Below are 24,396 nucleotides of genomic sequence, written 5' to 3' on the forward strand. Positions count from 1 at the left end.
CTATACTTCCTGATCTTTTAAAGAGGGTAGCCCGATGGCGGGCAACAGATCGGCAAAGTGATCCATCACACAGTCGGGGTGACTGGTGGCAATAGCTTCACCGTAGTTATATCCATAGGTCAACCCAATACTGGGGCAACCGGCGGCCTGTGCGGCCATAATGTCATTGCGCGAATCGCCGACAAACAGCATTTCGCGAGCATGTAGGCCGAGTTTAGCCAACAGCAAATAGAGCGGCGCGGGATGAGGCTTTTTCGCCACCACATCATCACCGCCAATAATGACCGAGAAATAATCAGCAATGCCCAGTGATGCCAGCAAGGGCGCAACAAACGGTGTGGGTTTATTGGTAATCAGCCCCATAGGTAAGCCACTGACCGCCAACTGTTCCAAGGTCGCTTTAACCTGCGGGAATAGCTGACTGCCCTGCTCAACGGTTTTGGCATAATAGTGGTCAAACAGCTCGCGGGTATGGGCAACCGCCTGAGCATCAGGCGCGTGACCGGCCCAACGCAACGCGCGTTCGACGAGAACATCAGCACCGTTACCAATCCAGGTAGACACCCGACCTTGACCCGCCGCAGGCAAGCCTTGATGAGCCAACGCCATATCAATTGCGCTGGCAAGCCCCGGCGCGCTATCGACTAATGTGCCATCCAGATCGAAAGCCACACCACGGATAGCACCAAATTTAGTCATGGGCGGACATCGCCAGTTCGCTGCGCATCGCATCGATAACCGCGGCATAATCCGGTTGGCTGAAGATAGCCGAGCCGGCCACAAACATATCCGCACCCGCAGCGGCTATCTGGCGAATATTATCGACTTTCACCCCGCCATCCACTTCCAGCCGAATGTCATAACCGCTGTCATCGATAAGCTTACGTACCTGCCGCAGCTTGTTCAGTGTCTCGGGGATGAATGACTGACCACCGAAACCGGGGTTCACCGACATCAATAAAATGACATCTAGCTTATCCATCACATAATCAAGGTAACTAAGTGGCGTGGCCGGGTTGAACACCAGACCCGCCTTGCAACCACTCTCTTTGATGAGTTGCAGTGTGCGGTCGACATGCTCTGAGGCTTCAGGATGAAACGAAATATAAGTGGCACCGGCTTTGGCAAAATCCGGCACGATACGATCAACCGGTTTCACCATCAGATGCACATCAATCGGGGCGGTAATGCCATAGTCACGCAGCGCCTGACACACCATCGGGCCGATGGTCAGATTAGGAACGTAATGATTGTCCATCACATCAAAGTGCACAATATCAGCGCCAGCCGCGAGTACCTTGGCGGTATCCTCACCCAAGCGGGCAAAATCTGCTGACAGAATAGATGGGGCAATTAAAAACTTTTTCATCCGCTTCTCCAAACGTATCTCTTTGTTTTATGAAGCATCCATTTTGCAGATTTAACCATCTACATCAAGCTGCCTATTTCATAAACCACTGGGTTTGAATCTTTACCGAGCGGACGTTTCCGCTCAGCTATACAGCGCCAAAAGCTCGTTCACTTTACTACGGCCCAGGATATTACGGCTGATAGTACGGCGCGCTTTCACCACATGCAGTGACGCCTGATGATACCAGTCGCGCGTCAGTTCTGTATCGTGGTTAGAGATCAGAACCGGAATCTGGCTTTCAGCCGAAAGCTGGTAAGCCAGACGCGCCAAATTCTGTTGATCCGCAATGCCAAAATTGTTGGTGTGATATGCCGTAAAATTGGCGGTTGCAGAGAGCGGCGCATACGGAGGATCGCAGTAAACCACGGCCCCTTGCACGGCTTTTAATAAAGTTTCCTGATAGTGCTCACAAACAAAAACAGCATGTTGCGATTTTTCAGCAAACCAATACAGCTCCGCTTCCGGGAAATAAGGTTTTTTGTAACGACCAAATGGCACATTGAATTCACCGCTCAAATTATAACGGCACAGACCGTTATAACAATGGCGATTCAAATAGAGAAACAATAATGCCCGGCGATAGGTGTCGCTACTGGAGTTAAACTCTTGACGTAGAAGGTAAAAACTATCGGAATTATTGAAATCGCCCGTGAATAAAATGCGAGCGTCACGCACAAAGTCATCAGTGCGTTCCTTCACGATATTGTAGAGGTTGATAAGATCACTGTTGATATCGGCCAGTATGTAAGACTCATACTCAGTGTTAAGAAACACCGAACCCGCACCGACGAATGGCTCTATCAAGCAGTCTCCCGCTGGAAGATGGCGTCGAATGTCATCAACCAGCGGATATTTCCCACCAGCCCATTTTAAAAAAGCGCGGTTTTTCTTCATGCCGTCAGTTAGCTACTTAATAATTCAGAGCCGCAGATTGTACTCTGTTTCAAACAGCACATCAGCGCACAAATAAGAATGATTTATTTTTTAAGGTCTTGCTGTACTTGCTGCACAGGTTTAACCCACGGTTTTTTCGCCTGAACATCGGCTGGTAGTGTGGTGATTGCCCTTTTTGCGTCAGCAGAAGAGGCATAGTTACCACTTACTAAAATGTACCAAGGCTTACCATCACGTTTAGTTTCATAGACATGATAGTCAGTTAATTTTTGCTGCTTGGCATAAGCATTCAACGTGTCTGAGCGAGATGCACTGCTCAGCTGTAACGTGAAGTGACTGCCTGGCGCATTTTTCAAAGCACTACTACTGCCACTCACCGAACCAGGTTTAGCGGCCACCGCAGATGCTGCCGGAGAGACCGCCGTGGTCGGCTTTTTATGGCTGCTCGACGGCTGATTGGTGGATAGCGGATTTGTAGATGGATGTTTAGTCGCTACCGTGCCGGGTTTCTGTAATGGATGGGTAGTGGAATCACCCGTCACTGGTGCTTTCGCCCCTTTCGAGCCAGAAACCGTGGCCGGTGCTGTCGGTAAAGTTGATGTCTGACCATCATTCATATTCTGAGACAGTGTATCGACCTGCCCTTGAGTCTGAGAAAGTGCATCAGACATATTTCCCGGTAACTCGACACGCTGAGTCGGGCTGTTCGCTGAAGGCTGTGCTGCGGCTTCAGTTGGGGTCGGCGAAATCGGCGGAACAGTGATATCTTGTGGTTGAGCCGCACTCTGCACGCCGTTGGCATCATGACCATCGCTGGCATTGTTCGCCACACCTGGTTGCGCGTTATTACCACTGGTGAGTGAAGATGAATCAGACAGATTAATATTTCTCGCAGCATCAACATTGGGATTCTGTTGAGATGCTTCATGCTCTGTCGGCGCTTTCAGGGCTGAACCGATGGCAATAATGATCAATAGCAGCACTAAAATGCCGATACCAATCATCATGTGTTGGCGTGAAACAGCCAGCTTCGGCCCCGTTGAGGACTTACGAGCGCGTGTGGGACGACGGTCACTGCTATCTGGTTTCAGATCGTCTTCCGGCTTTAAATCATCCATCTAAACCCTCCAACTAGAGGCAAAAGCCTACCGCATTTATCACTGCAGTCCGGCTGATTGAGTTTACTGACTGCAAACAGGCTAAATCGCCCGCAGCAAAGAAATATGATGTTCTTATGATACAACATCATAGGGCTTATGAGCATAGATCTTATGAAGATAGAATTTATGCATCTCGTACTTATGCCATTTCCTATTGCTGGCAATCAGCGATCGACGCCAACACCATGTCGTGTGCAATACCACTACGGATTTCTGACTGACCGATAGCGGTTGGCAGCACCAGACGAAGCTCGCCTGCCAGCACTTTTTTATCGCGCATCATGTGCGGCAGATAGGATTCAGGTGTCATTTCCTGCGGCCCGCAGACAGGCAGACCAGCACGTAAAATTAGTTTTTTGATACGCTCAACATCACTCGCTGAGAGTTGGCCCAATCGACGGGAGGTATGTGCCGCCATCATCATACCGGCAGCAACTGCTTCTCCGTGTAGCCAGACGCCATACCCCATTTCAGCCTCTATGGCATGACCATAAGTATGACCCAAATTGAGTAAAGCGCGCATCCCGCTCTCTTCGCGTTCATCGGCTGCAACAACATCGGCTTTTAATTCGCAACAACGGCGGATGCAGTAAGCTAACGCTGACATATCCAGTGCGAGTAATGCGTCGATGTTCTCTTCTAACCAATCAAAGAAAGCAGCATCAAGAATAATGCCGTATTTGATAACTTCAGCCAGCCCGGAAGCAAGTTCACGTGGAGGGAGAGTTTTAAGGCAATTAAGGTCAACCACCACCGATGCGGGCTGGTAGAAAGCACCAATCATGTTCTTGCCCAATGGATGGTTCACTGCGGTTTTGCCACCGACAGAAGAGTCCACTTGAGAAAGTAAGGTCGTAGGGACTTGAATGAAGCGAACACCACGTTGATAGCAAGCTGCGGCAAAACCGGTCAGGTCGCCTACTACACCGCCACCTAAGGCGACAAGCGTAGTATCACGACCGTGCGGTTTTTCCAGAAGGGCAGAGAATACCTGCTCCAAAACGCTCAGAGATTTATACTGCTCACCATCAGGTAAAATCACCTGATCAACTTTAATGCCACTTTGCTCCAACACTGCCCGGAGCGAGTCCAGATAGAGTGGAGCCAGCGTTTGGTTGGTTACCAGCATGACCTGGTCACCCGCCTTTAGCGGCTTAAAAGAGGCCGGATCATTGAACAATCCAGCAGCGATCGTAATGGGGTAGCTACGCTCCCCTAACGTGACAGTAATCTTCTCCATGTCGCGCTCAGTAACCTTCTTAACTTACGCCCGTGGGCATTAGTAAAATGCTAAAATCAGTTACTTTCCAGCATGTTGATAATCTGGTTAGCAACAACTTTCGCGCTTTGATCGTCAGTGCGGATGGTGACATCTGCAATTTCTTCGTACAACGGATTGCGTTCTCTTGCCAGTGCTTCTAACACTTCACGCGGAGGCGAATCAACCTGCAACAACGGACGTTTTTTGTCGCGCTGTGTACGAGCTAGCTGCTTTTCGATCGTGGTTTCCAAGTACACCACAACGCCACGGGCTGACAAACGGTTACGGGTTTCTCTGGATTTAACAGAGCCACCACCGGTTGCCAGAACAATGCCTTGCTTTTCCGTCAGTTCATTAATAACTTTTTCTTCGCGATCGCGGAAACCTTCTTCGCCTTCCACGTCGAATACCCAGCCCACGTCAGCTCCGGTACGTCGCTCAATTTCTTGATCGGAGTCGAAAAACTCCATATTGAGTTGCTGAGCTAACTGACGACCAATAGTGCTTTTGCCGGCACCCATAGGCCCAACCAGAAAGATATTGCGTTTCTCTGCCATGTTTTTGGTATTACTAAGACTATTCGTTAATGATAACCCGCCCCGCCAATCAAATTAGCGGCGGGACCTAAACTGAAACCTCATGAGCGATAGTGCGAGATCAGACGGAAAATTATCTCAGCACTTCTGGTAGTTTGGCAACCGAATAAATCGTTGTACACGTCGTGGGAGGGAAACCATACGTTTTTATCGGCGTATCAACGTTATTAAAAACCTCGGCGCTCAATTCGGTAACCCTTGTAAGCTAAATCTGACGCAGCGTCAAATTTAGAAGCCTTCTATCACACAAAAAGTTGTAGAAAGTCACCAAGATTGACCTGTTTTCATAAAACAGTACCTTTAGAGCTCAAGCACTGATCAACCTTGGCGTGATGAAAATCACCAGCTCTCGCCGACTTTGTTGCTTGGTGTCTTGTTTAAACAGCGCCCCCAACCAGGGAATATCGGCCAGGATGGGGACTTTATTCACTGCCTGATTGTTTTTTTGTTGGAAAATGCCCCCCAGCACAATGGTTTCACCATCATTTACTGTTATTTGGGTTTTTATTTCCTGCTTATCTATTAGCAGAGCTTCAGTATCGCCACGTTTAATTGTCATGCCGGGCATATTCTGACTAATTTTCAAGTTTAGAGTAATTTTGCCATTGCGCAGTATTTTAGGTGTGACCTCCATTCCTAATACCGCCTCTTTAAATTCGATAGAAACCGCACCTTTATCCCCGCGCGCGACAGCATAAGGGATGTCAGAACCTTGCTTGATGCTGGCGGTTTGCAGATGAGAGGCCACCAGACGTGGGCTGGCAATAATATCGACCTGATTCTCTTGCTCTAATGCACTCAACTCAAGCTCCAGCAGTCGCCCGCCAATACGAGCGACATTAAATCCTGCGTTAACAACACTGTTAGCCAGCGGTAAATTGACATTGAAATCATTCACTCTCAGCGACGTGGCGTGCTGCGACTCACCCATGCCCCAGCGCACACCCAGCTCCTGCAAGTTTTCGCGGCTCATGGTCACGATATGTGCCGCGAGCTGGACTTGCTGTAAGGGGAGATCCATCTCAGCCAACCAGCCTTTTAATACTGCCAATGATGCGGGAGTATCGCGAATGAGTAATGTATTGGTGCGTTTATCCACCATCACACTGCCTAGTGGAGAGAGTAGTTCACTCTCATCCAAACTATCCGCAACTTGTTCGGCATCAGCGTGTTGCAAAGCCAGTGTCAGATTACTCAGAGAGTCTGGCTCCGTTTTTTGTTTGGTGCGCTGTTGCCTCTCCTCTATATCCTGTTCGGTGAACACCATCATCACCGCCCCTTCGCGTTCTACTTTCAGGTGCCCCATGCGCAAAATGATAGTGAGTGCCTGCTCCCACGGGACATCAACCAGTCGGAGGCTAATATTGCCACTGACCCCTGCCGCAACCACCAAATTCAATTGCTGATAATCAGCCAGCGCCTGTAACACCACGGAGACTGGGGCATCCTGAAACGCCAGTGTGACGGGCGGCCCCCCTTTTGCGCCGAGCAATGCGGTGTTCGTGAACAATAAGCTCAGCAGCATCAGTCTCCGCCCCCACACGAGACTGAATGTACGGGTTAGCCAAGCTGCTGTTTTAATTTTGGCTTTAGTCATATCCATCAGTTCAATTCCTTTTAATTCTGGCTATCATCCATCAGAAAAATAGTTAACTCAGCGCATCAATAGCACCATCGGTGCTGAGAACCCTCCGCACCTCTTATCTAGGTTAATATGCTGTAGAGTCACCTGTTGTGCGCTAATATCGGTAACCTGCCAATTGGGCAGCAGTTGTTGCCCCACTACCAACTTTTGCCCGCTAGCGTCGGGCCACCGCCCCCAAGCGGAGTGGTAATCTGCGCCACTCACCATGCCCTGAAACTGCCAACTGGCTAGCCGTTCTCGGTCACTGCCACAAGACTCTGCCGATACTTTTTGAAAAGGGTTACGCGTCGCCGTGGTCAATAAGGGTTCGGCATACACGGCAGGGGCCAGTGCTACCGTTATCAGTAGCCCCACTATCACCCCTTTGCTGCGATTACTCATTGATGCCCTCCGCGCGGTACTCTTTCAGGACTATTTTCACCATCAGTACCGCTTTATCACTTTTGATTTCAACCAGTTGAGTTTGTATCGGCACTGAGATTTCAGATAATTGGCGCAATAAGTGAAGCAGCCCATAGAAATTGACCCGCAAAGTTGCGTGCCACTGTTGATGCGCCACTGTATCCAGCTCAGCCGCGGCTGCCGGTTCCGATTGCCGCTGCCAATGAATGACCTGCCCGCCAAAGGGCGCAATCAATTCACCGACCAAATGGGCCATAGAGCTACTATTTTGCCGCCAGACGGCTTCCTCAGAACTCACTGCCGCGATTTGCTGGCGAATGAGTGAGAGTTCGGGCAATGTCGCCAAGAGTGACTGTTGATACTCAACTTGCTGTTGATGCTGAATAATTTTATTTTCGCTGAGATGCTGTTGTTGCCATGCAGGGCGCAATAAGATGCCATAAGTCGCGGCGCCAAGTAGCCCCAGAACACCCCATTGCCATAAGCAGAGCTGCCAGCCCGGCCTATCCAACCAGCGTTGTAATGACTTATTCATGATTCGCCTCCCCACTTTGCCAATCAGCCCAAACCGCAAAACGAAAATTACCGTCATCCTGCTGAGCAATTTTTTGTAACTGCACATTCGCGAGGAGAGATTGACGACCTAACTGCACTAAAAAGTGGTTAATTGCGGCATATTCCTGGCTAATCACCTCGAAGAGCAGCCTGTCGCCTTGTGGCATTAAGCTTATCAACCAACAGCTATCTGGAATTTGCTGTGATAGCTGCTGCAATAATGTGGTGTATCGACGGGCAGATTGATGCGCCTGACGGTAAATCTGAACGCGCTGCTCTGTTTGCTGCAACTGCGCCATGGCGTGTTGCACCTCTTGATAATGCTGGCTTAATGCCCCCTGTTGCTGTGTTAGCTCAAGCAAACTGCCTTGCTGGCGGGTCTGTACCCCATGGGATTGTATCAACGCGATCACCAGTGTAATGACCAACAGTGAACACTGGCACAAGCCCGCATTACGCCAAAAACGGTAGCGGGCGAGCAGGTGTTCAGTGCGCCACAATGAAAAGTTAACCTGATACATCAGTAGTCCGCTGGGCGCAGTGCCAGCCCTCCGGCCAGAATGTAGGCGGCAGGTAAAGAGGGAAGTGGCGGTTGATACTGGGTAAATGCCGCGAAAGGTGACCAGTGGGTGCTGTTTTCAGGCGGCGGCTCATCCATCGTGCTGCTGTAGTAGACCCTCATCTGGGCCGTACCCAGTTCGGGATAACGAGTCTGAAGCTGTGCCACCAATGCCGAACGTGATTCTGTTGCATTAGAGTAGTGGCCTTCCGGCACATCATCATCCGCGTCAATAGCTACCACGCCAAACTCAAACGGCATCTCGCTGGAAGAGACCCACAGCCACTCATTCGCCAGGCGATGAATCAGCCAATATGGCCCGGATAACCCTGCCGCTGCCGCCATATAGCGCAAAGCGCAGGGCGTGATATCAATGATATGTGATGGCAAGCCAGCCTGATGTAAGCAGTTTTGCCATTGCTCTATTTCTGACTGACGGGCCGCAGTAATCAGTAGTTCACTGTCGGATCGGAGGGTAGTGCGATAATCCAGCGCCAACTCCTGACTGCTTAGCGGGAATGCCCGGCAAGCCGCCGCATTAATATACCCTGCGCGTTCCGGTTCACGCAGACGCCGGTCTGGTACAGCCATGGCATGTTGCAATATCCGCTGGGCGGGCAGTGCAATACGTAATGAAATATGTCTCGGTAATTGCTTGCGCAATAATTTTAGTTTGTCGCTAACGATATCCGGCTGTTGTAAAATACCGTCGCGCAACGAGCCTGCTGGTAAGGAGTGATGCCACCAGTAGCGCAATTGCCAGCCATGGCGACGCCTGACAACCGCCAGGGCGCGTATGGCCTCCATTTGAATATCCAGCCCAACCTGCCAATATTGTGTGTACATCTTTGTCGACCTCCATGTCGAGAGAGAATAAAAGAACGTATCCATGTTAAGGGCTTGCCTTTATACTACGGCGCGGTTGTTTATAAACTGCCCAATTGACATTGAATGGGAAATCTCAGGTGAAGTTCGTAAAGTATTTTTTGATCCTTACAGTGTGTTGCATTTTACTGGGAGCAGCTTCGATATTTGGTCTCTACAAATATATTGAGCCTCAGCTACCCGATGTTGCCACACTGAAAGATGTCCGGCTGCAAACACCAATGTTGGTGTATAGCGCCGAAGGCGAATTGATCGCCCAATACGGTGAAAAACGCCGTATCCCGTTGACACTAAAACAGATCCCACCAGAAATGGTGCACGCGTTTATTGCAACGGAAGATAGCCGATTCTATGAGCATCACGGTGTGGACCCGGTGGGTATCCTACGTGCTGCCTCAGTTGCCATGGTTTCTGGGCGCGCCTCACAAGGGGCAAGTACCATTACCCAACAATTGGCGCGAAACTTTTTCTTAAGCCCAGAGCGGACCTTGATGCGTAAAATCAAGGAAGCATTTCTGGCTATTCGTATTGAACAGTTATTGAGCAAGGATGAAATTCTTGAGCTGTATCTGAACAAGATTTATCTCGGCTACCGTGCCTATGGTGTCGGGGCGGCAGCACAGGTCTATTTCGGTAAAGAAGTCAACGAGTTGACTCTCAGCCAGATGGCGATGATTGCCGGTTTGCCAAAAGCGCCGTCAACCTTCAACCCACTCTATTCACACGATAGAGCGGTTGCACGCCGAAACGTCGTGCTGTCGCGTATGCTGGATGAGAAGTACATCACCCAAGCACAGTACGATCAGGCGCGCAGTGAAGATCTGGTCGCCAACTATCATGCTCCACAAATTGCCTTCTCAGCACCTTATCTGTCTGAAATGGTGCGCCAGGAGATGATTAAACGTTACGGTGAGAATGCGTATACCGACGGTTATCAGGTCTATACCACCATCACCAGAAAGCTCCAGTTGGCGGCGGTTGACTCGTTACGCGCCAATGTGCTGGCTTATGACATGCGTCATGGCTACCGCGGCCCGTCCAATGTGTTGTGGAAGGTGGGTGAAAGTGCGTGGAGTCGTGAGCAGATTATTGATTCGCTGAAAACGTTGCCGGTCTATGGCCCGCTGCTGCCGGCGGTCGTGACACAAACCAATGCGGAACAAGCCACGGCCCTGCTGGCGGATGGCACTAACGTGACCTTGCCAATGTCCGGTATGCGTTGGGCGCGTGCATTTAAGTCGGATAACGCTCAGGGGCCGACACCGAAAAAAGTCACAGATGTGGTGCAACCGGGTCAGCAGATTTGGGTCAGAAAAGTCGAGGATAACTGGTGGCTGGCGCAGGTGCCGGACGTCAATTCAGCCCTGGTTTCTATCGACCCGAATAATGGTGCGATTAAAGCATTGGTGGGGGGTTTTGACTTTAACCAAAGTAAATTCAACCGTGCTACCCAAGCGCTGCGTCAGGTGGGTTCGAATATTAAGCCGTTCCTGTATACCGCCGCGATGGATAAAGGGCTGACACTGGCAACCATCCTCAACGACTTGCCCATTACCCGTTGGGATGCCGGTGCCGGAACTGACTGGCGGCCAAAAAACTCACCACCCACTTACGATGGCCCGATTCGTTTGCGCCAAGGTTTAGGTCAGTCAAAAAACGTGGTGATGGTGCGGGCAATGCGCGCAATGGGTGTGGATTATGCCGCTGAATATCTACAACGTTTTGGCTTCCCGGCACAAAATATTGTGCATTCGGAGTCACTGGCATTGGGTTCAGCTTCGTTCACGCCATTGCAGTTAGTCCGTGGTTACGCGGTGCTGGCAAATGGCGGTTATTTGGTTGACCCCTATTTCATCACCAAAATCACCGATGATGTCGGTAATGTGCTGTTTGAGACAAAACCCAAAATTGTCTGCCAAGAGTGTAACTTACCGGTCATTTATGGCGACACTCAACGCTCGGTGGTGCTGTCGGACGATAACATCGAAAATGTCGCGACATCACAAACCAACAGCGCCAGCAATGTGCCAATGCCGGAGCTGGAACAAGTCACCCCTGCGCAGGCGAAACTCAATAGCGATGAGCAATATGCACCACATGTAATAAGTACCCCGCTGGCGTTCCTGATCCGTGATGCACTGAACTCCAACATCTTCGGGGAACCTGGCTGGATGGGGACGGGCTGGCGGGCTGGGCGTGATTTGAAACGCAAAGATATTGGCGGTAAAACCGGTACTACCAATAACTCGAAAGATGCCTGGTTCTCTGGCTATGGCCCGGATACCGTAACATCAGTCTGGATTGGCTTCGATGACCATCGCCGCGATTTAGGTCGCAGCTCGGCATCAGGTGCAATACCAGACCAGATAGCCGGGGCTGAAGGTGGGGCGAAGACAGCTCAGCCAGCATGGAATGACTTTATGAAGGCGGCTCTAGAGGGCTTGCCGGAAAAACCTGTCACACCACCGCCGGGTATCGTCAGCGTAGTGATTGATAAGCAAACCGGTAAGCTCTCTACTGGCGGGCCAGGTAGCCGCCCAGAGTTCTTTATCGAAGGCACTCAACCTACTGAGTATTCGGTACATGAGGCGGGGACGACACTGATGGATAATGGTCAGACCCACGAGTTGTTCTGACGAAAGAGTCCTGATCGTCACAAATAAAAAAGCCGGGAGATCGCAAGATAATCCCGGCTTTTTATATGCAGCAACAAATTATTCGGGTGTCACTGATTAAGCCGTGTCGGCGCGATTAAGGAATGCTTGCGCTAAAAACAGTGCGCTGACATTACGGGCCTCACAGAAATCAGGTTCGTCGAGCAGCGCCATCATATTGGCAATCGGCCAACGTACTTGTGGCAAAGGTTCCGGCTCATCACCCTCCAAACTTTGCGGGTAGAGGTTATGGGCGACCACAATATTCATTTTGCTAGAGAAATAGGAAGGTGCCATCGTCAGCTTAGTGAGATAATCAAAACGCTCAGCACCAAAGCCCACCTCCTCCATTAGCTCGCGATTCGCGGCCTCCAGCACCCCCTCCCCAGGATCAATCAGCCCCTTAGGAAAGCCCAACTCATACTCTTCAATACCGACTGCATACTCGCGAATCAGCAACAAGTCATCGCCGATAATCGGCACAATCATCACGGCTTCACGATTGGATGGGCGCATACGTTCATAAACACGTTGCACGCCATTGCTGAATGCCAAATCCACCGCTTCGACAGTAAACAAGCGGGAGCGGGCAACCGTTTCTATTTTAAGAATTTTAGGTTTTTGCAGGTGTTTCATGATAGCCCCAAATTTAAAACTCACTGCCGATCGGACTCACACTGGGATAATCTGGGTCTTATTATGGTGATTTAATCAGCCATTTGCTGCCCACCGCGATTAACCTGATACTTTGTACTGGAATTTATTAGAACTTGATCACATTGTGCGTTAGTGAGAACCTTTATCGCAATGTCAGTTAGATATAATTTATCTGTTTTTAACATGAAGGCGAGTTTAGTCAAGATTCAATCGGTGGAATCTCACCCAATCCCCACTCAATGCACGTTAAAAATTGTGTTTGAAAATAGGATTATGCTGATATTACCGATGTTTTAACCTTGCTATCCTTATCAGTCTACGAGCAGTTTAAGAGCACTGTATTAGTTATTTTGATGAATGATAGCGAATGTCATGCTAATTCACTGAATGACTCTGCTATACGCCTCTGCACTGTATTTACGCATAATATGCATTCTTTCATAGAGTTGACGTAAGTCAGAGGCGCTCGGATGGGGATGGGATGAGCACAATAGTTTTAATATTGGCCTTACTGTTGACCAGTCTGATCGCAGTAGGCTTGCTGTGGTGGTTTAAATTCCGCCATAGCCCGCGTATAGCTGCAACACTGCCATTCGTGAAACCCACTCATCGCCTACTGACGCCGGAAGAGCGGGTTAACATTGAGAATTATCTGCTTGGCCAGCACGAAAATTCTGGTCTCAAAAACCTGTCAGCCTTTGATCCCAACACCCTAATCAACCGTGATCTGTCGCCAGAAAAACTCGTTCTAACGCCCCAAAGCGAAAAGGTCTATTCGGTTACCCGCGCCATTACCCGCTATGGCGTGGCGAGTGACGAACCCAATAAATGGCGCTATTACCTTGATTCGATTGAAGTCCATCTGCCCTCGTCGTGGGAGCAATACATCACTCAGGATAATGACGTAGAACTTATCCAAACCCAGAGCATTCCTTTGGTGATCTCCCTCAATGGTCACACGCTGAAAAATCATCAGCCGGAGATCAGCTATCAGCCTATATCGCCGTCCAGCGCGCAAAATGCCTCGATTCGCAAAGCAGACAGTGAACACATTGAGCTGCTGAATATCCGTAAGGAAACAGCAGAAGAGTATGCTCTACATAGCGCGAATGATTTAAAAGAAGCCGTGGCCATTTGTCTGGCGCTGCTCCTGCTGTTTTTCGCTCTGATAGGCCCCGCGGTAACTCTTCCTTGGCTAGTCATTGTCGCCGCGACATTAACTGGCTGGGCATGCTGGAATATGTTCCGCCCGCTGTCTGAAAAAGATTTACGTGAAGTCCATTGTTTGAGTGGCACGCCAAAGCGCTGGGGGCTGTTTGGTGAATCGAATCAGGGGCAGATGAGTAACATCTCCCTCGGGGTTGTCGATCTGATCTATCCGGCCCATTGGGGGCCATATTTTGCCCATGATCTGGGTAAAAAAACCAATATTGATATCTACCTCAATCGTCAGGTTATCCGCCAGGGGCGTTTTTTATCCCTGCACGATGAGATGAAACACTTCCCATTGCAGCGCTGGGGGAAGAACCTGACGCTGATTGCCGGCTCCCTACTGGTGATGACCCTGTTACTGATCTACGTCCCCCTCAGCTTGCCACTGAAATTGAGTGTTGCCTGGTTGCAAGGTGCGCAAAGCCAGCAGGTAACCAGTATCGAAGCCTTAGAAAAAATGCCACTGCGCATCGGCGATATGTTGAAAGCGCAGGGGACAGGGATGTGTTATGTCCCGCCGAATACGCAAAATCCGCACAGTTTTGTGTTTACGCCGTTTGATTGTTCCGGCATCTATTGGAATAGCGCCGCCCCCCTGCCGCTCCCTGAATCTGACACGATTGAAAAAGCCGCGTCACTGATGGCGACTGTCAATCAGCAGTTGCATCCACAGGGCAGTGATGCCAACGTCAACCCGCAGTTAGCAACCGCGATTGAGAAATCTGGCATGATTTTGCTGAATGATTTTGCGGATATCGTATTAAAAACGCAGGCATTATGTGGTGCTGATAGTGATTGTATTCGTCTAAAGAATGCTTTGGTGAATTTAGGCAATGCCAAGAATTGGCCGGGGCTGGTCAAACGTGCGCAATCTGGCACCTTAAAAGGCATGAATGTGCTGTTACGCCCCGTCAGTGCTGATACTCTAGAAAATCTGGTTAAGACCGCCACCTCATCCTTTGTTTACCGTGAAACACATCTGGCGACTGAAGCATTAAACAGCCCACCGCCGGGCGGCTTCCTGATCACCAGCGATGAAGGTAAGCAGTTAGTGAATCACCCAGCACCCGCCGTGCCACTATTTGATTACAGCGCGCTGGAACAGTGGCGGGAGTTGCAGCGGCTCTCTGGGTTACTGCTCAATACCCCGTTTAAGGCCGAAGGCATCATTACCAATATCACTGTCGACGCCAATGGCACCCGCCATATTGCGCTGCACAGCGAGCCGGACATTATGACACTCAGCCGCTATCTGGGCACCTGTCTGCTGCTGCTGGCACTGATTATCTGCTTAGTGGTGAATACCACTTTACTCATTCAGCGAATACTGCAAAACCGCAGCCGCATGGATAATATTCAGCGCTATTATGATAACTGCTTTAACCAAACCCTCACTCCAACCGCTCTCCTGCGTTAGCCCTTTTTCGTCTATTACGCGTATAATTTATCACCACTGTGGTGATCGTGGAGTCTTTATGCCCCCTGAACTTAATTGGCAAGAAATTGATACTGTGCTGCTCGACATGGATGGCACCCTACTGGATTTGGAGTTCGATAGCCATTTCTGGCTAAAGCAGGTGCCGGAGAGACTCAGCCAACACCGAGGAATTCCGCTGGCGTCAGCGCACAAAATTATTCACGATGAATATCTGGCGGTGCAGCACACCTTAAATTGGTATTGCTTCGATTACTGGAGTGAACGGCTGGATTTAGATATTTACGCCATGACCACTGAGGCGGGTAGCCGCGTCCGGCTGCGTCAGGATACCGAGCCGTTTTTATCCAGTTTGCGGGAGCGCGGTTTGCAAACAATTTTGCTCACCAATGCCCATCCACACAGCCTCGCGGTAAAAATTGAGCATACCGCGCTGGATCAGCACCTTGATTTATTACTTTCCACCCATACATTTGGATATCCGAAAGAAGATCAACGGCTGTGGCAAGCTGTCGCGCAGCATACCGGGTTGGTTCCGGCCAGAACCCTCTTTGTCGATGACAGTGAAGCCATTTTGGATGCCGCGCACACTTTTGGTATTCGCTACTGTTTGGGGATAGAGAACCCAGACTCCAGCTGTGCTGACAAAATTTTTCACCGCCACCCGGCAATCAATGACTACCGTAAGCTATTGCCCGCATTAAAGTTACGATGTGAATAGTGTGGCGTGATGGGCAATAGTGACGCAAAGAGTCAATCAGCCCAATGGCAGGAGTATTCATGAAGGATAAGAGAGCCGCGGACGAATCGATTCGACTGGATAAGTGGCTATGGGCGGCCCGGTTTTATAAAACCAGAGCCATCGCTCGTGACATGGTGGATGGCGGTAAAGTCCATTACAACGGCCAGCGCGGGAAACCCAGCAAGCTGGTTGAACTCAATGCTGAAATTCGTCTGCGTCAGGGCAATGACGAGCGCACGGTACGGGTGTTGGCGTTACAAGGTCAGCGCCGTGGTGCTAGCGAAGCGCAGGCCATGTATGAAGAGACCGAGGCCAGTATCGTCAACCGCGAGAAAGTAGCGCAAGCGCGCAAACTGAATGCCCTGACCATGCCACACCCAGATAGGCGACCGGATAAAAAAGAGCGTCGCGACCTAATCAAATTTAAACAAGGCGAGCCTGAGTAAACCCAAACGGCGGCCTAAATGAGAGAACCCTATGTCTAATCATGACCAATTACACCGCTATCTGTTTACTAACCATGCTGTGCGCGGTGAGCTGGTTTCAGTCAATGAAACCTACCAGCAGGTATTAGCCAATCACGATTACCCTCCTGCGGTAAAAAAACTGCTGGGTGAAATGTTGGTCGCGACCAGCTTGCTGACCGCCACCCTGAAATTTGATGGTGATATCACCGTGCAATTGCAGAGTACCGATGGCCCCCTGACACTGGCGGTAATTAACGGGAATAACCAGCAAGAGATGCGCGGTGTCGCCCGTTTCAAAGGCGAAATCAGTGATGAAAGCACACTAAAAGAGATGGTCGGCAACGGCTATCTGGTGATCACCATTACGCCAGCAAAAGGTGAGCGCTATCAGGGCGTGGTGGCACTGGAAGGCGAGACCATCGGCGCTTGCCTCGAAAGTTACTTTATGCAATCTGAACAGCTCCCGACTCGCCTATTTATCCGTACCGGCGAAGTGGAAGGTAAAGCGGCGGCGGGCGGTATGCTGCTGCAAGTTATGCCTGCGCAAGAGCGCAATGAAGATGAGTTTGATCATCTGGCACAACTGACCACCACCATCAAAGCCGAGGAGTTATTCACTCTGCCGGCCAATGAGGTGCTGTATCGTTTATACCATCAGGAGGAAGTGACGCTTTATGAGCCACAAAACGTGAGTTTCCGCTGCACCTGCTCGCGCGAACGTTGTGCGGATGCATTAGTCACGTTATCGGAAGATGACATCAAAGAGATGCTGGAGCAGGACGGCAATATTGATATGCACTGCGAGTATTGCGGCAATCACTACCTTTTTGATGCGGTAGATATCGCCTCAATCAAGAGCGGCAATAGTGCATCTTCTGAACAAATTCATTAATTATTGTAATATTTAGCTGGGTGCTGACTCGTGCCCAGCGCTTCTGCCGTTTCATACTTGCGACAATCCGTGTTCTATCTCTCATAACCTAGCGAAAAATAGGTCATATGTTGAAATATTTGAACGCTATCGCTGTTAATCAGGGATGAGGATTTACAATCGCTGGTAGAAAATTGACGATCCAGGAGTTATGACATGAGTGTTAAAGGAATTACCCCGCAGGAGCTCGCCGCCTATGGCATCCATAACGTCAGCGAGATTGTTTACAACCCAAGCTATGATTTACTGTTCCAAGAAGAGACCAAACCCACGCTGGAAGGATACGAGCGCGGAACCCTCACCACCACAGGAGCAATAGCGGTCGATACCGGCATCTTTACCGGGCGCTCGCCAAAAGATAAATATATTGTCCGCGATGCTATTACACAGGACACCGTGTGGTGGGCCGATCAGGGCAAAGGTAAAAACGATAATAAGCCGCTGAGCCAAGAGACTTGGAGCCACCTGAAAGGGCTGGTCACCGAGCAACTCTCTGGCAAGCGCCTGTTTGTTGTTGATACCTTCTGCGGGGCTAATGCCGACAGTCGCTTGCAAGTTCGCTTTGTCACTGAAGTGGCCTGGCAGGCGCATTTCGTCAAAAACATGTTTATCCGCCCGACAGACGAAGAGCTGGCCGATTTCGAGCCTGATTTTATCGTCATGAATGGCGCTAAATGCACTAACCCGAACTGGAAAGAGCAGGGCCTGAACTCCGAGAACTTTGTTGCCTTTAACCTGACGGAACGTATGCAGCTGATTGGCGGCACATGGTACGGCGGTGAAATGAAGAAAGGTATGTTCTCGATGATGAACTACCTGCTGCCACTGAAGGGCATTGCTTCCATGCACTGCTCGGCCAACGTCGGTGAAAAAGGCGATGTCGCTATCTTCTTCGGCCTGTCCGGCACCGGTAAAACCACGCTATCTACCGACCCGAAACGTAAGTTGATCGGCGATGACGAACACGGCTGGGACGATGACGGCGTCTTTAACTTTGAAGGTGGCTGCTACGCGAAAACCATCAAGTTATCCGAAGAAGCTGAGCCAGATATTTACCACGCCATTAGACGCGATGCTCTGCTAGAAAACGTGGTGGTGCTGCCAGATGGCACTGTTGACTTCAATGACAGCTCCAAAACTGAAAACACTCGTGTTTCTTACCCGATCTACCACATCGAAAACATCGTTAAGCCAGTTTCCAAAGCGGGCCATGCCACTAAGGTCATCTTCCTGACTGCCGATGCCTTTGGCGTATTGCCGCCAGTATCACGTCTGACCGCAAATCAAACCCAGTATCACTTCCTCTCTGGCTTTACCGCTAAGCTGGCCGGTACTGAGCGCGGTGTCACCGAGCCGACCCCAACCTTCTCCGCCTGTTTTGGTGCAGCTTTCTTATCGCTGCATCCAACGCAATATGCTGAAGTGCTGGTTAAACGTATGCAGGCAGTGGGCGCACAGGCCTATCTGGTCAACACCGGCTGGAATGGGACCGGCAAACGTATCTCCATCAAGGATACCCGCGCCATCATTGATGCCATCCTGAACGGCGAAATTGACAAGGCAGAAACCTTCACCCTGCCAATCTTCGATCTGGCGGTGCCAATGGCATTACCGGGTGTGGATCCCGCCATTCTCGATCCACGTGACACTTACGCGGATATCGCGCAATGGCAGGAGAAAGCGGAAGATTTAGCGAGACGTTTCACCACCAACTTTGATAAATATACCGATACCCCAGCAGGGGCAGCGTTGATGAGCGCAGGGCCGAAGATCTAGCATTAATAAAATAGTTAAGTCGTTTATGCGAACAATGGCGACCTACAAAAGTCGCCATTGTTTTTTACTACTCCTGAAGAGCAAATTGCGCCCCTCTGATATGCAAAAATTATTACTGGGAAGCAACAATCATAGGCATACCTGATGAGCTAAGATAACTATAATCATTAGAGACGGCTGAATCTTTTTTTATTTGATTCTGCATGTTAGCTATATCAATAATTAACTGATCAATATCATTATCCACAAATACATCTAACGAATCAGTCAAATAATCACCTTTCGGAATAGTGAAATAGTCATTATTTTTAGTGAGATTTCTGTGGCCAGGAATTTCAAACGGAGGCTGGTGTGAAATAATAGCCTCAAGAAAATTATATTTAACGATAAAGCATTTTTTATCCTTATCGACCACAAAAAATTCATTAAGGACCATATTACAATCTTCTGGCATAGGTAATTTTATTTTCAAGTAATCATCAGGTAAGTATTTGTGGCTAATGATAGCTTCTTGCTCACCATAAGATATATTTAAAGTTATCTGTAGATCATCCCCACTGATATCATTAAGGTAAAAGGTCTGCTCATTCCCTATAGTCCAATCATGCCGCCCATTATTCGATAACGTTAATGTGTCGTGCTTAGCATTATCGGGTAGCACCATAGTATCAATAATATATTCATCATCACCACTTGACACATATATATTGTCACCTGCACCTAGCTGATGAAATATATTATCTTGTACATTCCCTTCCAATGTATCTGAGCTAAATTTATGCCCGATCAACATTGGATCAATGAATTTTTTTAATACCACATCAACATTATCTATCTTAACTGTATTCACGCCACCTTTTTTAGAGATAAATGAATTCTGAACATGATTATTAGCGTCCGATAGAGTAGATGACTTATTTGAAAATTGATAGGTAGTTAAAGTTGAATTAAAGTCCCCATCATTATAGCTACTCTTATTGACTAACGTCGTCTGCCACTGAGGCTGTAAAATAAATCCATCTTTGGTATAAAATATGAAGTCATTGTTTCTTATCTTATCACCACTCTCAATATCACTGTAAACATCTTTAAGCATCAAAGTGGTAACTGTATTGTTCTCATTATTTAATAAAATGTAAACATCATTCCCAGACAAATAAATATCGTCTATGTTTTGTAAAGAATAATCTAATATGACATTGCTAGTTTCATTTCTCGGTTGTTCGAATAGGGTGACTGAAACCGAATTAGCCTGCTTATTTTGTAAAATCTTATAGTTATCGAAGCCTGCACCACCATAAGCTTCACCAGATTGTAATGAGAGCAGGTCATTTCCACCATAACCTTTCAAGATATCCCAGCCCCCCATCCCATTGATGACATTGACCTGATCATTACCAATCAATATATCATCGGTATCTTCAGAACTGTGTATATGCTCAATATTAGAAATATTTGCCAGCAATCGTGTTGCATTAGTTTTGTTTATCGATGGATGCTTAAAATTATAGTGAACTGTTCCGGACATTAAATCAATTTTATATCCAATAACATTGTGATGATTAACACCCAAAACAGAAATAGTATCCTCTCCTTTCCGACCATCAAGTTGACTTGGCTGGGAGGTTTCTATTAATTCATTACCATGGAGATAGAATACATCATCCAGATCACCGCCATAAAACACTTTTCTACCTTGAGTAATATCAAAGCTGTTTTGTGTATGACGATCAGCAAAGATATAGGCATCTCCCACACCAGTATTAAAATGCTCTTTTTTGTTAGCAGAAGAGCTAAGTAATAAATGTCCCATACGTTCTGATCTTGCTTTATCCAAGGCTAGAATATTATTATATTCTACATAATCATCTGAATATTTACTTTCAAATACCTCCTTATCAAGGATAATGGCAATATCGGTATTTTCACTGACATCAAAGGCATCTTCCAGCCTTGTTTCAACAATATATTCTTTATTTTCTCCGTACTCTTCATACTCTTTGTAACTACACTTTATCCAGCTTTTTTTATAATAGCTCTCAGATACTATCTGACCAGTGTCTTTATTTATCAATTCCCCTTTATGCATAAAAAAGCCATCAACTTTAAAATTTAAAATATCAAGAAGATAATCGTTCTTCTCTTTGTTTATATAATAATATTGTATTTTTTTAACTTCACCATATTTATCATAAGCATAATAATACTCTGTCACTCCTGAGGGAATTAATCTCTTATTCGCTATTTCTTGTGCATATTGATCTATACTTTCACGCATGAGACGCTTCTGCTTTTCATCTAACCGAGCCGCAACACTCTTCTCCAGGTCTGCGCCAAAAGCCAGCCGCGTACCATTATTAATTTCTTCCCAAGGTGTTAAATCAATTTGCTCTTTTATTTTTGCAATTGTCGAGGCTGCATTATAAATCATTGTGGCCAATGAGATACCGATACCAGCAAGAATGCCTATTGGCCCCGCTATAGCAAAGCCTACGGCTAAGGCGGCAGCAGTTAAAATACCCACACCAGCACCTAACGCAGAGAATGTCCCATTTACAATAAGATCCCTTGCGTTATCTGGATCAGTTTCTTTTTCTAACTGGCCATATATTTTAACAACGTTATAAGTATCGAACCCGGCAGAAGCAATATTAAGTATCGCCCCGGCAGATTTTGCAATTTGACTTCCTACACGGGAACCAATCTGGCTAATTCCCTTGGTTAAGGGTACTTTTTTGGCAAAGAACATAGCCCCTTTTTCAAAATAGGGCTGCATAACATCTATGCCAAAATCAACCGAAAACTCACTCCAATTTAAAGCCAATTGCTCATCAATTTCTTTTTTTTCTTGTTCAGTAGTTTCTGGTGAGTTATATATATTCATCATCACTGAGGTCGATATAGATAATCGGGTAAAAGCAATAGCCTGATTAGCTCGTCCTAATTTATTTGTTATTTTAACCAGTCTATTATTACTCATCAGAGATAACCCACTATTTTCCATGGTATCTTTTAACGAAGATAATTCATGTTGAGACGTTTCACTGAGTTTATTATATTTATCAGGATATTCAGAAATATAATCGAATAATGTCACTGGAACGTCTATCTTTTCCTTTAAACTTCGTGAGCGATGATCTCCATCATAGAACCACGTATTGCCTTTCTGTGGTTCAATGTTATCTTGGCTATTGATAATATGATCAATGAACTTTTGCCATTTAAGTGGATCATTAGCCGTTTGTGACAACATTTTAATATCTATTTCACCGTCACTATCAGAAAAGTAATATTCCAGATGTTTTTTATATTTTTCAGCTGCCTCAACTGCATTTATTCTCTCAGAAACAATATCCAGAAGAATATAGGTTACAATTGGCATGTCATTTATTGTTAACTGCCCATCAGATGTAGTATAGTAATCAATCCGATGTTCACTATTTTTACTGTGAAATTCTTCAGATTTATGTACAGTTGTAAGACGCTGTCCATTATCATCAATAACGATCTCTTGACTGTAAGCACGTAATGATGCTTTATCTTTATTTTTCTGCATTAATTCAGCATATTCTAAAGCAAAATGATTTTCTATTCCATCATCTGGATTTACTCCCAATTCACAAGAAAGCAATATGACTCTTTCTGGTTCTATCATATTTCTAGACTTTTTCAGAAAATCAACACCCGCATATATCTCCTCAGCTGAGTAATATTCCAACAAGTGCTGTTCACCATTACCGTGCCCACTTAATATCCACCTAACACGGCTGCCCTGCAATTTATTCGGGTCCCCAAAAACAATCCGTGACTCTTTACTCTTAATGTCGTACTGGATAATAAGTGTTCTATCTGGGTGTTTACTGGCAAGTTGTTCATCACCCTGTATCAGGATATCATCATCAGCAAACTCAATTATTACTTGGTAGTCATAACTCATGTTGGTTGGTTTTGCTAAAGGATTTGCATAAATAGCTTCTGGGTCAGGTGTTTTCCACGTATTGATTACTCTATTTCTATCGGAAGATCCTCTTTTTAATAAATAGTCAGAGAATTTAACTGTATTTTCTACTTCACCATCCAGCATTTTATCAACATAATCATTAAATTCAACATAGTGCTCATCACTATTAATAACCTCATTTAATAATGATAATGAAGTTTCTTTATTATTACCAGGAAGAAAATGGTCAAGAATATCTGCGTACGTTGTTAATGCTTGGTCAATACTTATTCTCTCATTACTAATATCATTAACTAATAGTTGTACTGCTGCAACCTCATTAACCATTATGGGCTGGTTGTCTTTTTTGCTGTAGTCAACACGATGACGTTTATATTTTCTCCTTTGTATATTTCCTCTTTCGAAAGTATGCCGCTCTCCAGTCTCATCAATTTCAATGATTTCTGTATAGGCTCGAACAGAAGCTGTAAATCCATTATCCCATAACAGCCTGGCGGCATTTAATCCGTAATGATCGACACTCCCGTCACTACCTAAACTACAGCCAGCCAGAACAATTCTATTGGGATTAATTAATTGAGTATTTTTTATTCTTAATTTTGCTAAACCCGCCGCCAACTGTTCCGGTGTATAGCCAGCAAAAAGTGTATTTTTGCCATTAACTTCTTTACTTCCATGGGAACTTAATATCCAACGGACATTATCACCCTGCATTTTGTCCAAATCACCATAAACCGTTTTCAACTCACCACTGTTAATATCATATTGCATGATGACTGTTTTATCTGGATGTTTACTAGCCAGACGTTCATCACCACGAACTATTTCTGATTCGCCTGATAATTCAATAATAATTTGATAATCGTAATTCATACCATCAAGGTCAGTATTATTCGCATTTGTAATATCACTTGTATTTATCTTGCTCCAAGTATCAAGTGTATGGGGGGGTGGTTGAATATCTGTATCACCAAGATTATTATAATCCTGATATTTAATATTTCTATCATTACGAGACAATGAAATGGTTGAAATCTCATCGTTATTAGCGTTCACATCATAATTATTACTTTCCATTATATTTCCTTGGCAGTTATATAAGCAAGATTACATTTGTTTATTGTTATCAATAGCCAAGTAATTATAACGATATATAGGTTAATTGGTTAAATAGAAAGTAAACTATAAGGGGA

19 protein-coding genes are annotated in these 24,396 nt (G+C 46.9%); 6 read left to right on the forward strand and 13 right to left on the reverse strand.

Going from position 1 to position 24,396, the window contains the following annotated elements; all coding sequences use genetic code 11:
* The 11 genes from HRK25_RS05260 to pilM form a co-directional block, all read right to left on the reverse strand.
* Window positions 1–699: a phosphoglycolate phosphatase gene (locus tag HRK25_RS05260; RefSeq protein ID WP_032896764.1), complete on the reverse strand. Its 699-nt coding sequence runs from the start codon at window positions 697–699 to the stop codon at window positions 1–3.
* On the reverse strand, window positions 692–1,369 hold the full coding sequence (gene rpe / locus HRK25_RS05265; RefSeq protein WP_005271705.1) for a ribulose-phosphate 3-epimerase: 678 nt from the start codon (window positions 1,367–1,369) through the stop codon (window positions 692–694). Before rpe ends, HRK25_RS05260 begins: the two co-directional genes overlap by 8 nt.
* 123 nt (window positions 1,370–1,492) lie before the next feature.
* Window positions 1,493–2,305: an adenine-specific DNA-methyltransferase gene (gene dam / locus HRK25_RS05270; RefSeq protein WP_005271703.1), complete on the reverse strand. Its 813-nt coding sequence runs from the start codon at window positions 2,303–2,305 to the stop codon at window positions 1,493–1,495.
* An 83-nt stretch (window positions 2,306–2,388) separates the two neighbouring features.
* A complete protein-coding gene (locus HRK25_RS05275; RefSeq protein ID WP_032896762.1) occupies window positions 2,389–3,423 on the reverse strand; it encodes an SPOR domain-containing protein in 1,035 nt (344 codons plus the stop codon).
* 193 nt (window positions 3,424–3,616) lie between these two features.
* The gene (aroB, locus tag HRK25_RS05280) at window positions 3,617–4,705 is read right to left on the reverse strand and encodes a 3-dehydroquinate synthase (protein ID WP_005271700.1); all 1,089 of its coding nucleotides are present in this window, start codon (window positions 4,703–4,705) and stop codon (window positions 3,617–3,619) included.
* Window positions 4,706–4,761: 56 nt separating this feature from the next.
* A complete protein-coding gene (gene aroK / locus HRK25_RS05285) occupies window positions 4,762–5,283 on the reverse strand; it encodes a shikimate kinase AroK (RefSeq protein WP_005271698.1) in 522 nt (173 codons plus the stop codon).
* 346 nt (window positions 5,284–5,629) lie between these two features.
* On the reverse strand, window positions 5,630–6,847 hold the full coding sequence (gene hofQ / locus HRK25_RS05290; protein ID WP_005271695.1) for a DNA uptake porin HofQ: 1,218 nt from the start codon (window positions 6,845–6,847) through the stop codon (window positions 5,630–5,632).
* 129 nt (window positions 6,848–6,976) lie between these two features.
* Window positions 6,977–7,348 carry a pilus assembly protein PilP gene (locus HRK25_RS05295; RefSeq protein WP_050413673.1) on the reverse strand — a complete coding sequence of 124 codons (372 nt, stop codon included), beginning with the start codon at window positions 7,346–7,348 and terminating at the stop codon, window positions 6,977–6,979.
* Window positions 7,341–7,904, reverse strand: a complete 564-nt coding sequence (locus HRK25_RS05300) for a hypothetical protein (RefSeq protein ID WP_032896759.1) — start codon at window positions 7,902–7,904, stop codon at window positions 7,341–7,343. The genes HRK25_RS05295 and HRK25_RS05300 overlap by 8 nt, the downstream gene beginning before the upstream one ends.
* The gene (locus HRK25_RS05305; protein WP_032896757.1) at window positions 7,897–8,445 is read right to left on the reverse strand and encodes a PilN domain-containing protein; all 549 of its coding nucleotides are present in this window, start codon (window positions 8,443–8,445) and stop codon (window positions 7,897–7,899) included. Before HRK25_RS05305 ends, HRK25_RS05300 begins: the two co-directional genes overlap by 8 nt.
* Window positions 8,445–9,329 carry a type IV pilus biogenesis protein PilM gene (gene pilM, locus HRK25_RS05310; protein ID WP_005271689.1) on the reverse strand — a complete coding sequence of 295 codons (885 nt, stop codon included), beginning with the start codon at window positions 9,327–9,329 and terminating at the stop codon, window positions 8,445–8,447. Before pilM ends, HRK25_RS05305 begins: the two co-directional genes overlap by 1 nt.
* 119 nt (window positions 9,330–9,448) lie before the next feature.
* Here pilM and mrcA point away from each other — a divergent pair, with 119 nt between their 5' ends.
* Window positions 9,449–12,004, forward strand: coding sequence for a peptidoglycan glycosyltransferase/peptidoglycan DD-transpeptidase MrcA (gene mrcA / locus HRK25_RS05315; protein WP_032896755.1), 2,556 nt, complete (start codon window positions 9,449–9,451; stop codon window positions 12,002–12,004).
* A 96-nt stretch (window positions 12,005–12,100) separates the two neighbouring features.
* On the opposite strand, the gene nudE is transcribed toward mrcA, so the two are convergent.
* Window positions 12,101–12,658, reverse strand: a complete 558-nt coding sequence (nudE, locus tag HRK25_RS05320) for an ADP compounds hydrolase NudE (RefSeq protein WP_005271683.1) — start codon at window positions 12,656–12,658, stop codon at window positions 12,101–12,103.
* Window positions 12,659–13,160: 502 nt separating this feature from the next.
* Here nudE and HRK25_RS05325 point away from each other — a divergent pair.
* From HRK25_RS05325 to pckA, 5 genes are all read left to right on the forward strand, one after another.
* Window positions 13,161–15,308 (forward strand): intracellular growth attenuator family protein, encoded by a 2,148-nt coding sequence (locus HRK25_RS05325; RefSeq protein WP_005271680.1) that lies wholly within the window; start codon window positions 13,161–13,163, stop codon window positions 15,306–15,308.
* A gap of 58 nt (window positions 15,309–15,366) precedes the next feature.
* On the forward strand, window positions 15,367–16,047 hold the full coding sequence (gene yrfG, locus HRK25_RS05330; protein ID WP_005271677.1) for a GMP/IMP nucleotidase: 681 nt from the start codon (window positions 15,367–15,369) through the stop codon (window positions 16,045–16,047).
* A 59-nt stretch (window positions 16,048–16,106) separates the two neighbouring features.
* Window positions 16,107–16,514, forward strand: coding sequence for a ribosome-associated heat shock protein Hsp15 (gene hslR / locus HRK25_RS05335; RefSeq protein WP_032896752.1), 408 nt, complete (start codon window positions 16,107–16,109; stop codon window positions 16,512–16,514).
* Between the two features lie 31 nt (window positions 16,515–16,545).
* Window positions 16,546–17,427 (forward strand): Hsp33 family molecular chaperone HslO, encoded by an 882-nt coding sequence (gene hslO, locus HRK25_RS05340; RefSeq protein WP_005271672.1) that lies wholly within the window; start codon window positions 16,546–16,548, stop codon window positions 17,425–17,427.
* Window positions 17,428–17,622: 195 nt separating this feature from the next.
* Window positions 17,623–19,242: a phosphoenolpyruvate carboxykinase (ATP) gene (pckA, locus tag HRK25_RS05345; RefSeq protein ID WP_005271669.1), complete on the forward strand. Its 1,620-nt coding sequence runs from the start codon at window positions 17,623–17,625 to the stop codon at window positions 19,240–19,242.
* Between the two features lie 112 nt (window positions 19,243–19,354).
* Here pckA and HRK25_RS05350 read toward each other — a convergent pair whose 3' ends face one another.
* Window positions 19,355–24,280 (reverse strand): C80 family cysteine peptidase, encoded by a 4,926-nt coding sequence (locus HRK25_RS05350; protein WP_005271667.1) that lies wholly within the window; start codon window positions 24,278–24,280, stop codon window positions 19,355–19,357.
* Window positions 24,281–24,396: the final 116 nt, after the last annotated feature.

It is taken from the genome of Yersinia bercovieri ATCC 43970 (assembly GCF_013282745.1).
GTDB lineage: Bacteria > Pseudomonadota > Gammaproteobacteria > Enterobacterales > Enterobacteriaceae > Yersinia > Yersinia bercovieri.

Bases quoted from the DNA above. Each gene is read 5' to 3' on its own strand.
- dam (WP_005271703.1), bottom strand. From the start codon at position 2,305: ATGAAGAAAAACCGCGCTTTTTTAAAATGGGCTGGTGGGAAATATCCG.
- pilM (WP_005271689.1), bottom strand. From the start codon at position 9,329: ATGTACACACAATATTGGCAGGTTGGGCTGGATATTCAAATGGAGGCC.
- nudE (WP_005271683.1), bottom strand. From the start codon at position 12,658: ATGAAACACCTGCAAAAACCTAAAATTCTTAAAATAGAAACGGTTGCC.
- rpe (WP_005271705.1), bottom strand. From the start codon at position 1,369: ATGAAAAAGTTTTTAATTGCCCCATCTATTCTGTCAGCAGATTTTGCC.
- HRK25_RS05305 (WP_032896757.1), bottom strand. From the start codon at position 8,445: ATGTATCAGGTTAACTTTTCATTGTGGCGCACTGAACACCTGCTCGCC.
- aroK (WP_005271698.1), bottom strand. From the start codon at position 5,283: ATGGCAGAGAAACGCAATATCTTTCTGGTTGGGCCTATGGGTGCCGGC.
- hslO (WP_005271672.1), top strand. From the start codon at position 16,546: ATGTCTAATCATGACCAATTACACCGCTATCTGTTTACTAACCATGCT.
- HRK25_RS05275 (WP_032896762.1), bottom strand. From the start codon at position 3,423: ATGGATGATTTAAAGCCGGAAGACGATCTGAAACCAGATAGCAGTGAC.
- pckA (WP_005271669.1), top strand. From the start codon at position 17,623: ATGAGTGTTAAAGGAATTACCCCGCAGGAGCTCGCCGCCTATGGCATC.
- hofQ (WP_005271695.1), bottom strand. From the start codon at position 6,847: ATGCTGCTGAGCTTATTGTTCACGAACACCGCATTGCTCGGCGCAAAA.
- HRK25_RS05350 (WP_005271667.1), bottom strand. From the start codon at position 24,280: ATGGAAAGTAATAATTATGATGTGAACGCTAATAACGATGAGATTTCA.
- HRK25_RS05260 (WP_032896764.1), bottom strand. From the start codon at position 699: ATGACTAAATTTGGTGCTATCCGTGGTGTGGCTTTCGATCTGGATGGC.
- yrfG (WP_005271677.1), top strand. From the start codon at position 15,367: ATGCCCCCTGAACTTAATTGGCAAGAAATTGATACTGTGCTGCTCGAC.
- HRK25_RS05325 (WP_005271680.1), top strand. From the start codon at position 13,161: ATGAGCACAATAGTTTTAATATTGGCCTTACTGTTGACCAGTCTGATC.
- aroB (WP_005271700.1), bottom strand. From the start codon at position 4,705: ATGGAGAAGATTACTGTCACGTTAGGGGAGCGTAGCTACCCCATTACG.
- HRK25_RS05300 (WP_032896759.1), bottom strand. From the start codon at position 7,904: ATGAATAAGTCATTACAACGCTGGTTGGATAGGCCGGGCTGGCAGCTC.
- HRK25_RS05295 (WP_050413673.1), bottom strand. From the start codon at position 7,348: ATGAGTAATCGCAGCAAAGGGGTGATAGTGGGGCTACTGATAACGGTA.
- hslR (WP_032896752.1), top strand. From the start codon at position 16,107: ATGAAGGATAAGAGAGCCGCGGACGAATCGATTCGACTGGATAAGTGG.